Genomic DNA, 12176 nt, shown 5'->3' on the forward strand with positions numbered 1-12176 from the left:
CTCCGGGGTCAGCAACCCGTCGATGAGCACCTCGAAGACGGCGAGGAAGCCGGCCTCGTCGGCGCCCGAGGCGATGTCGAGCGCGGCGCGGTCGAAGGCAGCGGAGAGCACGCCGGTCAGCGCGTCGAGGGGCAGGGGGCGCAAGTCGCCCTGCCCAAGGGCTTCCGCCAGCCCCTCGCGCAGGGTGCGGCCGGCATGCAGCGCGTCGAGCCGCGAGGCCTCACTGGGGCCGAGCGCGGCCGGCCCGTCGACCAGCAGGATGCGGCTGCGGCCGGGCGCGCGCATCGCCGCGAAATAGGCCCGCGCGCCGGCAAGCAGCGCCGCGCGCGCGGACGGCGCTTCGGCCGAGCCCGCTTCGATCTCCTGCGCGACTTCGCGGCTTTCCGCCTCGAAGACGGCGGCGAAGAGCGCGGTCTTGTCGGCGAAATGGTGATAGAGCGCGCCGCGCGTCACGCCGGCGGCGGCGACGATCTCCGGCGTCGAGGTGTCGGCGAAGCCTTTTTCCGCGAACAGGCGCCGGCCGGCGGCGATCAGCTCGCCGCGCATTTCGGCGGAACGTTCGGAATTGCCGCGGCCCTTGCCGCGCCGCCGGTCGGGTTTGTTCGTCGTCGTGCCGGTCATCGATTCATCTCTTTACATACAGACTGCCTGTATGTATATGGATACAGGCTGCATGTATGTGACATGGGGCGGTGCCGGCAGGCAAGGGTTTGCTGCTGTCGCCGAAGGACAGACGAGAGACGGAAGGACAGGCCATGAAGGTGACGAGCTATTATCCCGTGCTGATGACCGGCGAGGTGGAGACGACCGCGCGATTCTATGAGACGCATTTCGGCTTTCGCCGCGCCTTCAGCGCCGACTGGTACGTGCATCTGCAGTCGGAAAACGATCCGTCCGTGAACCTTGCGGTTCTGGACGGCAGCCATGAGACGATCCCGGAGGCGGGGCGCGGGCAGTCGGTCGGCGGGTTGCTGCTCAACTTCGAGGTGGAGGATGTCGATGCCGAGTACGAGCGGCTGACGGCGGCGGGCCTGCCGATCCTGTTGGACATCCGCGACGAGGAGTTCGGCCAGCGGCATTTCATCACGCGCGACCCTAATGGCGTGCTGATCGACATGATCAAGCCGATCCCGCCGAGCGCAGCGTTCCTGGCGCAGTATGCGGACGATGCGGTTCCGACCGAGTGAGCTCAGGGTGGACAGTGTGGACAAGAAGGGCGGGCGCGGCTTGCCAAGGCCGGGACGGGAAGGTCAGAATGCGGCCCGAACGCCCTCCCTTCTTTCCCCCGAACACCGGAAACAGACATGCCGCAAGCTGCGACCCTCAAGCTTCTCCACGCCTATTACGCCGCCTTCAACGCCGGCGACACGGCAGCGATGCTGGAGCTGGTCACCGACGATATCGCCCATGACGTGAACCAGGGCGAACGGCGGCAGGGCAAGGCGCTGTTCGCCGCGTTCAACGACCACATGACGCGCTGCTACAAGGAAGAGCTGTCGGAGATCGTGCTCTTTGCCAGCGAGGACGGCCGCCGCGCGGCGGCCGAGTTCATCGTCTCGGGCACCTATCTCGTCACCGACGAGGGCCTGCCGGAGGCGGCGGGACAGACCTATCGCCTGCCGGCGGGCACGTTCTTCGACATTCGCGAGGGGCGGATCGCCCGCATCACCACCTATTACAATCTGCAGGAGTGGATCGCCCAGGTCGGCGCCTGATTCCCGCTCGCGCCGGCAAGGAGGCAAGCTTCCCATGAAGGTCATCGTCGTCGGCGCCGGCATTGCCGGGCTCTCCACCGCCTGGTCGCTCGCCAAGCGCGGCGTCGAGGTGGTGCTGGTCGAACAGGGGCAGATCCCCAACCCGCTGTCGGCCTCGGGCGACCATCACCGGATCATCCGCCGCGCCTATGGGGCGCAGGGCGGCTACCAGCGGCGGATCGACGAGGCCTATGCGGCCTGGGACGAGATGTGGGCCGATCTCGGCGCCAAGCATCTGGCCGATACCGGCTTCCTGCTGGTGTCGCAGACCGGCCGGGACGCGGCCGTCGACTATCGCGACAGCCTGGTCGCCGGCGGCTATCCGGTGGAGGACCTGACCCGGGACGAGGCGGTGCGCCGCCATCCGTTCCTCGATCCCGGCGGCGTGCATTCGGCCGCCTTCAGCCCGGAGGGCGGCGTGCTGCTGTGCCGGCATATCGCCTGCGATCTGCTGGCCTTCATGCGGCGCGCCGGCGTGACGATCCGCGCGCAGACGCAGGTGGTGGCGGTGGATGTGGCTTCGGGCAAGGTACGGCTTGCCGGCGGCGAGGAGCTTGCCGGCGATCATGTGGTGGTGACGGCCGGCGCCTGGGTGCTGCAGCTGTTCCCGCAGCTTGCCGACCGGCTGACCTCCTATCGCACGGCGGTCGCCTATCTCGACCCGCCGGCGGATCTCGCCGCCGCCTGGGAGGCCTCGCCGGTGATCCTCGATGTCGGCGGCACGGTCGACGGCTATGTGCTGCCGCCGGTGCGGGGCACGGGGCTGAAGGTGGGCGCTGGCATCCACAAGGTGCGCGCCGGTGCCGACGAGCGGCGTGTGCCGGAGCCGGGCGAGGGCGAGCGGTTGCGCGATCATTTCGCCCCGCCGTTTGCGCGCATCAAAGAGTACCGGGTGCGCGAGGTCATCACCTGCGCCTATACGTTCACCGCGGACGAGCATTTCCTCGTTGCCGGGGAAGACCGGCTGACCATCGTCTCGGCCTGCTCGGGACACGGCTACAAGTTCGGCGCGGCCGTCGGCCGCCGGGTGGCGGACGGGGTTCTGTCCAGCGACCGGGCCGGTTTGAGAGAGTGGCTAGAAGCGCGGGACTGAGGGAGTGGCGTTGCCCCCAGCGACAGGCGCCGCAAAAAAAGCCGCCGTCCCGAGGGGCGGCGGCTTTCCTGTTTTCGGCAAGCAGACAAAGGCGTCAGGCGCCCTTGCGGCCTTCCTCCACCGCATCGCGAATGAAGCGCGGCAGCGCGAAGGCGGCCTGGTGCACTTCCGGCGTGTAGTAGCGGGTGTCGAGCTCGGCGGCCTCGAAGCGCTGCTCCAGCACCTCGAGCGGCTGGCGGCGCAGGGCCGGATCGTCGCTGGCCCAGCCGAGCGCCATGTGGCCGCCGAAATAGGTCGGGATCGCCGCGACATAGGCATAGGCGTCGCGGTAGATCTTCGAGAAGTGGCCGATGGAGGAGACCAGCTCGCCCTTCTGCAGGAAGGGGACGCCGTTCTGGGTGACCAGCACGCCGCCCGGCTTCAGGCAGTGATGGACGCCGCGATAGAACTCGGGCGTGAACAGCACGGCGCCGGGGCCCATCGGGTCGGTGGAATCCACCATCACCACGTCGAAGCGGCGATCCGTCTCGGCGACGAAGCGCGCCCCGTCGGCGATGACCAGGTCGAACCGGTCGTCGCGGAAGACGGAGGCGTTGAAATCGGCGAAGTGCTCCTTGGAGAATTCGACGACGGCATCGTCGATCTCCACCTGGGTCAGCCGCTCGATGCCCTTGTGCTTCAAGGCCTCCTCGGCCATGCCGCAGTCGCCGCCGCCGATGATCAGCACCTCGCGCGCCTCGCCATGGGCGAGGATCGGCACATGCGCCATCATCTCGTGATAGATGAACTCGTCGGCGGTGGTGACCTGGGTGATGCCGTCGAGCATCAGGACCTTGCCGAACACCGGATTGGCGAACAGCACGAGGTCCTGATGCTCTGAGCGATCCTGGTACAGGATGTCGTCGCAGGAATACTGTACCTGGACGCCAGGATAGAGCGTCTCGCGGAAGACCAGCCCGTCGCTCATGCGACCTCCTTGCCGCGCAGCAACTCGCTGACGCTGGTGCGTCCAGGGCGGAAGGCCGCTTCCAGCACCTCGACGCATTTTTCCGGCCGGGCATCGCCGCACATGAACACATCGAAGGCCGCATAGCCGGCCTCGGGCCAGGTGTGGACCGAGATATGGCTTTCGGCCAGCACCGCGACGCCGCTCACGCCGGTGGGCTCGAACGGGTGCAGGTGGATGTGCAGCAGCGTTGCGCCGGCCTCCTCGACGCAGGTCTTCAACGTCTCCTCGATAAAGGGAAGATCGTCGAGACGCGAGGCGTCGTAGAGATCGATGATCAGATGCGAGCCGGCACAGCGGACGCCCTCGCGCTCGATGAAGTGATCGAGCCGGTTGTCCTGCGTGTTGGCCGCAGGCGCGGTAATGTCGTTGTCTTCCGTATGGGTGGTGCTTCTCGGCACGTCGAAGGCATATGCGTCCGCAAACGATGCGTCGGCGCCTTCATGGTGACGTGCTTCCAAGTCCATCCCCAATTGGAAGAGGCCGTCGTCAGACATGGCGGTCTCCCCAACCAGCAGATGAAACCCGGGTTCAGTCCCGAACGGGGGTGCTATAGGGTGGTTCGTGCTGCGATGCAATGGACGTTTTTCCGCAAGTTCGCGAAAATCGGCGAGAGGCGATGAGAACAGAGCTTATTACTTTGACGGGTAAGAAAATCGGCGATGTGCTCGACGACCTCGCGGAACTGCGGGTCAAGGTGTTCCGGGAGTGGCCGTATCTCTATGAGGGCTCGCTGGACTACGAGCGCAATTACCTGCGTCGATATGCCGAAAGCGAGGGGGCGGTCGTCGTCGGAGCATTAGCCGGCAAACGGCTTGTCGGAGCGGCCACCGGACAGCCGCTGGCCGGCGAGGTGGCGGATTTCCGCGATCCCTTCGAGAAGGCCGGCTTCGATCCGGCGGCGATCTTCTATTTCGCGGAATCCGTGCTCGATCCGCAGTTTCGGGGACAGGGACTGGGGCACGGTTTCTTCGATGCGCGCGAGGCGCATGCGCGCGCCCTCGGCTTCGACCGCGCGGCGTTCTGCGCGGTGATCCGCCCAGCGGACCACCCGGCGCGGCCGAAGGACTACAGTCCGCTCGACCCGTTCTGGCGCAAGCGCGGCTATCTGCCGGTCGAGGGGCTGACGGTCGGCTTCGACTGGCCGGATGTCGGGGAGCCGGCCTCCAGCCGCAAGCAGATGCAGGTTTGGATGCGCGACGGCCTGACCGGGGCGAACTGATCGGCGCAAATCGACCGGCGCGGAGCGACCCGCGCCGGAAGGTGTTGCTGGAGGGGAAGGACAGCCGTTACGGCTGGACCAGCTCCCAGGTGACGTTGACGCGCACCTCGAGCGAGCTCTCGCCGGCCTCCATCGGGGCCGGAGCGGCATCCATCTTGGCCTCGGCGCGGGCCATCATCATCATCGGGCGCGGGCCGCCGAAGTCCTGCTCGTTGATCGAGAGCACCCGGCCGAGCTTGACGCCGGCCGCCTCGGCATAGATCTCCGCCTTGCGGATCGCGTCGGCCATGGCCTCCTTGCGGGCGCCGTCCTTCAGCTTGTCTTCCTCGCTGACGATGAAGGCGACGCCGCCGACCTGGTTGGCGCCGTCGCGCACCATCACGTCGATCAGCCCGCCGAGCTTGGCAAGGTCGCGCACGCGCACGCTCACATTGTTGCTGACGCGGTAGCCGAAGACCTCGCTGCGGTATTCCTCCGGGGTGGAGCTCTTCACCTGGCGGTAGCGCGGCTGCACGGAAAAGCCCGAGGTCTGGATGTCGCGCTGCTCGATGCCTGCCTCCTTGATGCGGGCGATCACGGCGGACATCGCCTCGGTGTTGGCGGCAAGCGCCTCGGCGGCGGTGTCGGCATCGCTGACGACGCCGCTGGTGATCATCGCCATGTCGGGGGCGGCGGTGACCACGCCGGTGCCGACCATGTCGATGGTGGCGATGCGCGGGGTCTCCTCGGCCCTGGCGGGCAGGGTGGCGGCGGCAAGGGCCAGCGCGCCGACGAAGGCGAAGCGGGCAGCGGTCTGGAGCGAGGTCATCGAATATCTCCTTGAAAAACGGAAGCTGTCCGCCGCAGCCCTCGGGCGCATGAGGCGGAACGGCGCGACCATCGCGAGCAATTGCGGCGGACGGAAGGCGATCGACCGGTGGCTTTCGGGTCGTTTCGGGTCGGTCGACACGGCCCGGCTGGACCGAGAAAGGGGTGAATGCGAAGACGGCCGCCGGGACAGCGTCGCGGCGGCCGTCGTCGGAACGTCGATGCGCGGATGCCCCGTCAGAAGACGAAGGGCACGAAGGCGATCAGCAGGTAGACCACGAGCAGCGTCGCGAGATAGGGCATCACGGCCCTGGCGATCCGCTCGATGGGCAGCCCGGCGATGGTCGAGGCGACGAACAGGTTGATCGCGACCGGTGGCGTCACCATGCCGATGGCAAGTCCCACCACGATGATGATGCCGAAATGCACCGTGTCGAGGCCGAGCTGGGCCGCGAGCGGCAGCAGCATCGGGGTCAGGATGATCAGCGCCGAGGCAGTCTCCAGGAAGACGCCCGCCACCAGGATCACCGCCATGATCAGCAGGAGCAGAACGTAAGGGTTGGAGGAGAGCGACAGCGCCGCACTGGCGATCTGGTTCGGCACCTGCCAGCTCGACAGGGTCCAGCTCAGCACCGACGAGGCGGCGATGACGAACATGATCACCGCGGTGGTGATGCCGGCGCGTAGCACGATGTCGTAAAGCTGCCGCAAGGACATGTCGCGATGGACGAGGAAGGAGATCAGGATCGCGTAGTTCACCGCGATGACGGCGGCCTCCGACGGGGTGAAGATGCCGGAGAAGATGCCGCCGAGGATGATCAGCGGCGCCATCAGGCCCCAGCTGGCGGCGACGAAGGTGCGCCAGATGGTCCGCAGGTTCAGCGCCGTGCCGCGGGGATAGGCGCGGCGATGGCCCTGGACGACGGCAATGACGATCAGGCCGACGCCCATGGCGATGCCGGGAATGAAGCCGTTAAGGAAGAGCTTTGCGACCGATTCCTGCGCGATCACCGCATAGATGATCATCGGCACGGACGGCGGGATGACGACGCCGATGGTGCCCGAGGCGGCGATCAGCGAGGCGGCGGAGGCCGGGTCGTAGCCCTTGCGCTTCAGCTCGGGCACGAGGCTGGCACCGACGGCGGCGGTGGTCGCCGCGCCCGAGCCGGAGATTGCGGCGAAGAACATGCCGGCAAACACGGAGACGATGGACAATCCGCCCTTGATGAAACCGAAAAGGCTGTCGGCAAACGCCACGAGGCGCTTGGAAATCTCGCCCTGCGCCATCACGTCGCCGGCCAGGATGAACATCGGTACGGCAACGAGGGCGAAGGAGTTGATGCCGGAGAACATCTGCTGCGGCACTGCCATCAGCGAGGTGCCGTCCATGTGGAGGGCCGTCATGGTGGCCGCGCCGATGACGATGGCGACCGGCAGACCCATGAGCAGGAACAGGACGAACAGTCCGAAAAGAAGGAGGCTCATACCCGACGATCTTCCCCGTGGATCTGCGTTTCGAGCTCCACGTCGATCTCCGAAGGGGTCTCCCGCGCGCTGCCGCCGGCGAGCAGCCGGATCAGGTCGATGGACGACAGGAGGGCGATCAAAGCGGCAGAGATCGGCATGACGACATAGACGTAGTTCATCGGCAGGCGCAGCGAGGGCGACTTCTGGAAGCTCTGCAACATCGTGTAGCGCCAGCCGACCCAGGCCAGGGCGACCAGGAAGGCGATCGCGACGAGGAGCGCAGCCCCCGTCACGATCCGTTTGAAGGCGGGCGGCAGGCCGTCGCGCATGAGCGTCACCGCGATATGCCGCCCCTGCTGGTAGGCCAGCGTGGCGCCGAGGAAGGTGATCCAGATCAGGAGGAAGCGGGCGACTTCCTCCGTCCAGCTCACGGATGTGAAGAACACCCGCGAGACGATCTGGAGCGTGATGACCGCGACGAGCGCGGCCATCCCCACGAAGACCACGGGCTTGAGCGTCTCGCCCAGAAGGCGGTCAATCCACGCCAACCCTGCCAGCATCTTACTTCAGCGCCTCCTGGATGCGGGGCAGGTAGTCGCCGAACTTCTCGCCGTATTTCTCGTAGACCGGCTGAACGGCGGCCTGGAAGGCCGAGAGGTCGGCATTCTCGTTGACGGTCATGCCGGCATCCTTGAGCGCCTGGAGCTGCTCGCCCTCAAGACGGGCGTTGAGCGCGCGCTCGTACTCGGCCGCTTCCTGCGCCGCCTGGCGGACGATCTGCTGGGTCTCTTCGGACAGCTCGTTCCACTTGGGCATGCCCATGACGAAGATCGCCGGGGCATAGGTGTGGCGCGTCATGGTCATGTTGGTCTGGGTCTCGTTCAGCTTGAACGAGTAGACGACGCCGACCGGGTTTTCCTGGCCGTCGATGGTGCCCTGCTGCATGGCGGTCAGGGCCTCGGTCCAGGCCATCGGGATGGCGTCGGCACCCAGCTCGCGGAAGCTGTCGATATAGACCGGGTTCTCCATGACGCGCACGCGCAGGCCGCTGAGATCGGCCGGGCTGTTCACCGGGCGCTTGGAGTTGGTCAGGTTGCGGAAGCCGCGCTCGGCATAGGCGAGACCCTTGAGATTGACCTCCGACAGGCGGTCGAGCAGCTCCTGGCCGATCTCGCCGTCGAGCACCTTGTAGGCGGCCTCGGGCGAGGGGAAGAGGAAGGGCAGCTCGAACACGGCCATCTCTTCCAGGAAGTTGGACACCGGGCCGTTGGTGATGACGCCCATGTCCACGGTGCCGATCTGCATGCCCTCGAGCAGGGTGCGCTCGTCGCCCAGCGTGGCATTGGGGAAGATCTCGACGGTGATCTTGCCGTCGGACCGTTCGGCAACCAGCTCCTTGAACTTCGTCGCGGCGGCATGGAAGCCGTCCTGCTCGTTCACCACATGGGCGAGGCGAAGGTTCACGGTGTCGATTTCGGCGAGGGCCGGCACGGCGCCAATGCCGAGCGTGATCACGGCAGCGGCCGCTGCCTTGAAGATATTCATCCTGTTTCCTCCTAAATAATTTAAAGAGTGCGCGAAGGACGCAAAGTCAATCCACACTCGCAAGCGTGTCTTTGTTCTGTGAATGATGGGGCTGACATTCCCGAATTAGTCTTTCGTCGATGTCAGGGTCACATTGTTTCATAAACTGGCCAAGCGTTTCGCGTCAAGGATGGTGTTTTAGGTAGTTATAACGATTGGTTGTGCGGTCTCGGCCCGGGAACTGCTTGATCCGGGGGAATTTTCGGCATGAAAACCGGATAATCGCGCAGGATTCTTGCGCAGATTTGCAAGGGGCGGGTCTGCCCCCTTGCGGGAATGCAGGAGGCTTCGCCTATTCCAGCGGGGAGGGGCCGCGGGCCACCATCGGGGCGCCGACCTCGCCATCGGCGGACAGCAGCACGGCGACGGGCCGGGAGGCGGGGAACTGGGCGCAGATGATCAGCACCATCACCGTGAGCGGCACGCAAAGCAGCATGCCGGTGACGCCCCACACCGCGCCCCAGAAGGACAGGGACAGCATGATCACCAGGCCCGACAGATTGAGGCTGTTGCCCATCAGCCGCGGCTCCAGCAGGTTGCCGATCAGGAACTGGATGGTGCCGAGGCCGAGGCTGATCACCAGGAAGGGCGTCAGCGTCTCGAAATGCACCAAGGCCAGCAGGCTGGGGAAGATCACCGCGATCAGCGAGCCGATGGTGGGGATGAAGTTGAGTGCGAAGGCGATGAAGCCGAACAGGGCGGCATAGGGAAGGTCGAGCAGCGTCAGCAGGCCGGCGGTGAGCGCGCCGGTCAGCACGCTGACGGCGGTCTTGATGCCGAGATAGTGGCGCAGCGCCCCGGTGATGCGCTCGCGCATCAGGAAGGCGATCTCCATGCGCTCGCGCGAGGAGAACAGCCGGGTCATCTTGCGGTCGAAGGTCGACTGTTCGAGCAGCAGGAACAGCACATAGATGAACACCAGCGAGGCGGAGCCGGCGATCTGGGTGATTGCATTGGCGCCGGCGCTGAGCGCCCGGTTGAGGGCATTGTCGGGCACGAGGTCGCGCATCTGGACCGGATCGGCAAGGCCGACCCAGACAGAACCGCTCTGGAGGATCTGGTCGAGCCGGGCCTGGTAGACCGGGGCATCGCGGGCAAGCTCGGTGAGGTTCGCCGCAACAATGTCGACCGCCATGCTGAAGACGACGAAGATCACAGCGAGCGCGGCCGTCACCGCGACGAGCCGCGGCAGGCGCAGGCGGCCGAGCGGGATGGCGCGGATCGCCTCGGCCAGGGCGACGATCAGGTACCAGACCAGCAGGGCGATGACGAAGGGAATGAGCAGCGAGCGGCCGAGCACGAGCAGCCAGCCGAACAGGGTGATGGAGAGGAGGGTCGTGGCGACCAGCAGCGGAAATTGAGGCATGGGGCTCCCAGTATCTCGCCTGCGGTCCGGGCGCTGCGCCGGGCCTTGCACATCTTGTGCTTGTCACCCGTCGCGCCCTGCCTTGCAACCCCTCGAAAAGGTGTTGTAGGAAGTATCGCACGCCGCGCGGGGCATTGCCGTTTCCGCCCCGTTCGGCGCGACCGGCGTCCAGCCTGTCGAGGGGCCTGTAGCTCAATGGTTAGAGCCGTCCGCTCATAACGGATTGGTTGCAGGTTCGAGTCCTGCCGGGCCCACCACTTCTTCCATTTTCATGTTTTTGTCTCCTAACATTTTGAATATCAAAGCGGTTTGGGCGGTTCGATAACCGCTGCCGCGTTGGTAGGCGAGACGCTCCGCGAAGACCAGTCGCAGAACGGCGCGGCGGTCCTCCAGACGGGGCGAATGCCAGAGATTGCAAGGGTTTGCGATGAAGGCGAAGGCGGTTCGATACGTTTCCGCAAACGACGCCTGCGGCTTGCCGATCGATGCGGCCTTTTCGCTCAACGCGGCCTTGTGTTCGTGCAGCTCGCGCAGACGCGCTTCATAGGCTTCCGCGAGCGCGCTGGTGCTGGCCCCCATCACCCGGTCGACCAGCTGACGCACCTTCACCTCGACGCGCTGCAGCTCGCCGGCAACGGCACGGGCCATCTCCTCGCTGCGGCCAAGACGGTCGTTCCACTGATCGCGCAGCATCTCGTAGATCGCGTGGAAGAGATGCGCGCTCGGCTTGAGCGCGGCCAGCAGCGTCTCGAACTCGCCCTCGATGACCTCCTTGCGCACGGACTTCCGGCGATCCGGGCAATCTCGCGTATCGCAGAGATAATAGGCGTAATGCTTCGTGCGGCCCTTCGACCAGCAGGCGGTCATCGGCTGGTTGCAGGAGGCGCAGCAGACGAAGCCGCGCAGCGGGAAGTCCTCGTTGAGATCCTTGCGCACGGGAGCCTTGGGCGTGCCCTTGAGCCGCTCCTGCACCCGCTGCCAGGTGGCAATGCTCACCAGCGGCTCGTGCTTGGCCGGAATGAAGGACATGCCCCATTTGGGCACCTCGATATATCCGGCATAGAGCATGCGGTTGAGCAGTTCGGCAACGCGCTCGAAGTGCACCTCGCCGCGATGATCGCGCGGATAGGCGGGCTGGCTTTCCAGGAAGCGCTTCACCTCGGCTACGCTCTCCAGCCGGCCGCAGGCGAAGGCCTCCAGCGTCTCCTTGATGATGCTGGCAAGCGGTTCCTTGCGCACCAGGAGCTTGCCGTGTCCGGCGACCTTCTCGTAGCGATAGCCGTTGGGAGGCGAGAAGCACCAGTAGCCGGCCATCACCCGCGCCTTCATCTTCTGAACCACCTGGCGGCTGTTCTGTTCGCGCTCCAGCTCGCCCTGGGCGGCGAGGATGGTCTCGATGAACTTGCCCTCGGGCGTGTCCTCAAGCCGGAAGTTCAGGCATTCGATGCGGGCGCCGCGCATGCGGAACGCTTTTCGGAGCTTGATGTGGAACTCGGTGTCGCGGGCGAAGCGCTTCAGGTCGTCGAAGATGACGACATAGTTCTTCCGATCGGGCTGGGCATCGAGATAGCTGAGCAACGCCACCATGCCGGGTCGCCGCATGAAGTCGCCGGCACCGGAGACGTCATCGGGGAACACCGCCTCGACCTCATAGCCCAAGTGGAGCGCATGGGACCGGCACCGTGCCTCCTGCGAATCGAGGCCGTGGAATTCGGTCGCCTGCTTGCTGCTCGAGACGCGGCAATAGATCAGCGCCTTGGTGGGGGTGGTCTCGGGGGTTTGGGGGATGTGCGCCGGCATGTCTCTCACTTTCTCCCGCCGGCACTTCCGCTTGTCGTGCGGAAGGAACCGGTCAGGTCCTTCTTGTCTGTCTCCGT

Annotated in this window: 13 protein-coding genes and 1 tRNA gene; 5 read left to right on the forward strand and 9 right to left on the reverse strand. The window is 65.9% G+C overall.

What is annotated here, in order from left to right:
- On the reverse strand, positions 1-621 hold a 621-nt coding region (locus MNI96_RS12740; RefSeq protein WP_283776478.1), incomplete at its 3' end, for a TetR/AcrR family transcriptional regulator.
- A 134-nt stretch (positions 622-755) separates the two neighbouring features.
- Between MNI96_RS12740 and MNI96_RS12745 the strand changes: the two genes are divergently transcribed.
- The 3 genes from MNI96_RS12745 to MNI96_RS12755 all read left to right on the forward strand — a co-directional run bounded on the left by MNI96_RS12745 (position 756) and on the right by MNI96_RS12755 (position 2847).
- Positions 756-1187, forward strand: coding sequence for a VOC family protein (locus MNI96_RS12745; RefSeq protein ID WP_249693685.1), 432 nt, complete (start codon positions 756-758; stop codon positions 1185-1187).
- Positions 1188-1304: 117 nt separating this feature from the next.
- Positions 1305-1715, forward strand: a complete 411-nt coding sequence (locus tag MNI96_RS12750) for a ketosteroid isomerase-related protein (protein ID WP_249693687.1) — start codon at positions 1305-1307, stop codon at positions 1713-1715.
- 34 nt (positions 1716-1749) lie between these two features.
- Complete coding sequence (locus tag MNI96_RS12755) at positions 1750-2847, forward strand: NAD(P)/FAD-dependent oxidoreductase (protein WP_249693688.1); 1098 nt, start codon at positions 1750-1752, stop codon at positions 2845-2847.
- Positions 2848-2941: 94 nt separating this feature from the next.
- Here the strand turns inward: MNI96_RS12755 and speE are convergent, their stop codons facing one another.
- Together speE and speD are read right to left on the reverse strand one after the other, a co-directional pair.
- Positions 2942-3814 carry a polyamine aminopropyltransferase gene (gene speE, locus MNI96_RS12760; protein WP_249693690.1) on the reverse strand — a complete coding sequence of 291 codons (873 nt, stop codon included), beginning with the start codon at positions 3812-3814 and terminating at the stop codon, positions 2942-2944.
- Entirely contained in the window at positions 3811-4350 is a 540-nt protein-coding gene (gene speD / locus MNI96_RS12765) for an adenosylmethionine decarboxylase (RefSeq protein WP_249693692.1), read from the reverse strand. Before speD ends, speE begins: the two co-directional genes overlap by 4 nt.
- 143 nt (positions 4351-4493) lie before the next feature.
- Between speD and MNI96_RS12770 the strand changes: the two genes are divergently transcribed.
- Positions 4494-5075, forward strand: coding sequence for a GNAT family N-acetyltransferase (locus tag MNI96_RS12770; protein WP_349629168.1), 582 nt, complete (start codon positions 4494-4496; stop codon positions 5073-5075).
- Between the two features lie 67 nt (positions 5076-5142).
- Here the strand turns inward: MNI96_RS12770 and MNI96_RS12775 are convergent, their stop codons facing one another.
- From MNI96_RS12775 to MNI96_RS12795, 5 genes are all read right to left on the reverse strand, one after another.
- Positions 5143-5883, reverse strand: coding sequence for an SIMPL domain-containing protein (locus MNI96_RS12775; RefSeq protein WP_283776479.1), 741 nt, complete (start codon positions 5881-5883; stop codon positions 5143-5145).
- A 236-nt stretch (positions 5884-6119) separates the two neighbouring features.
- A complete protein-coding gene (locus MNI96_RS12780; RefSeq protein WP_249693694.1) occupies positions 6120-7367 on the reverse strand; it encodes a TRAP transporter large permease in 1248 nt (415 codons plus the stop codon).
- On the reverse strand, positions 7364-7909 hold the full coding sequence (locus MNI96_RS12785; protein ID WP_249693695.1) for a TRAP transporter small permease: 546 nt from the start codon (positions 7907-7909) through the stop codon (positions 7364-7366). Before MNI96_RS12785 ends, MNI96_RS12780 begins: the two co-directional genes overlap by 4 nt.
- A 1-nt stretch (position 7910) precedes the next feature.
- The gene (locus MNI96_RS12790; RefSeq protein WP_249693696.1) at positions 7911-8894 is read right to left on the reverse strand and encodes a TRAP transporter substrate-binding protein; all 984 of its coding nucleotides are present in this window, start codon (positions 8892-8894) and stop codon (positions 7911-7913) included.
- A 331-nt stretch (positions 8895-9225) separates the two neighbouring features.
- Positions 9226-10299: an AI-2E family transporter gene (locus tag MNI96_RS12795; RefSeq protein ID WP_249693697.1), complete on the reverse strand. Its 1074-nt coding sequence runs from the start codon at positions 10297-10299 to the stop codon at positions 9226-9228.
- Between the two features lie 181 nt (positions 10300-10480).
- Between MNI96_RS12795 and MNI96_RS12800 the strand changes: the two genes are divergently transcribed.
- Positions 10481-10556: transfer RNA gene (locus MNI96_RS12800), tRNA-Ile, on the forward strand.
- On the opposite strand, the gene MNI96_RS22085 is transcribed toward MNI96_RS12800, so the two are convergent.
- Positions 10513-12099, reverse strand: a complete 1587-nt coding sequence (locus tag MNI96_RS22085) for a recombinase family protein (RefSeq protein WP_502960338.1) — start codon at positions 12097-12099, stop codon at positions 10513-10515. The genes MNI96_RS12800 and MNI96_RS22085 overlap by 44 nt on opposite strands.
- Positions 12100-12176: the final 77 nt, after the last annotated feature.

It is taken from the genome of Stappia sp. WLB 29, from assembly GCF_023507705.1.
Classification (GTDB): Bacteria; Pseudomonadota; Alphaproteobacteria; order Rhizobiales; family Stappiaceae; genus Stappia.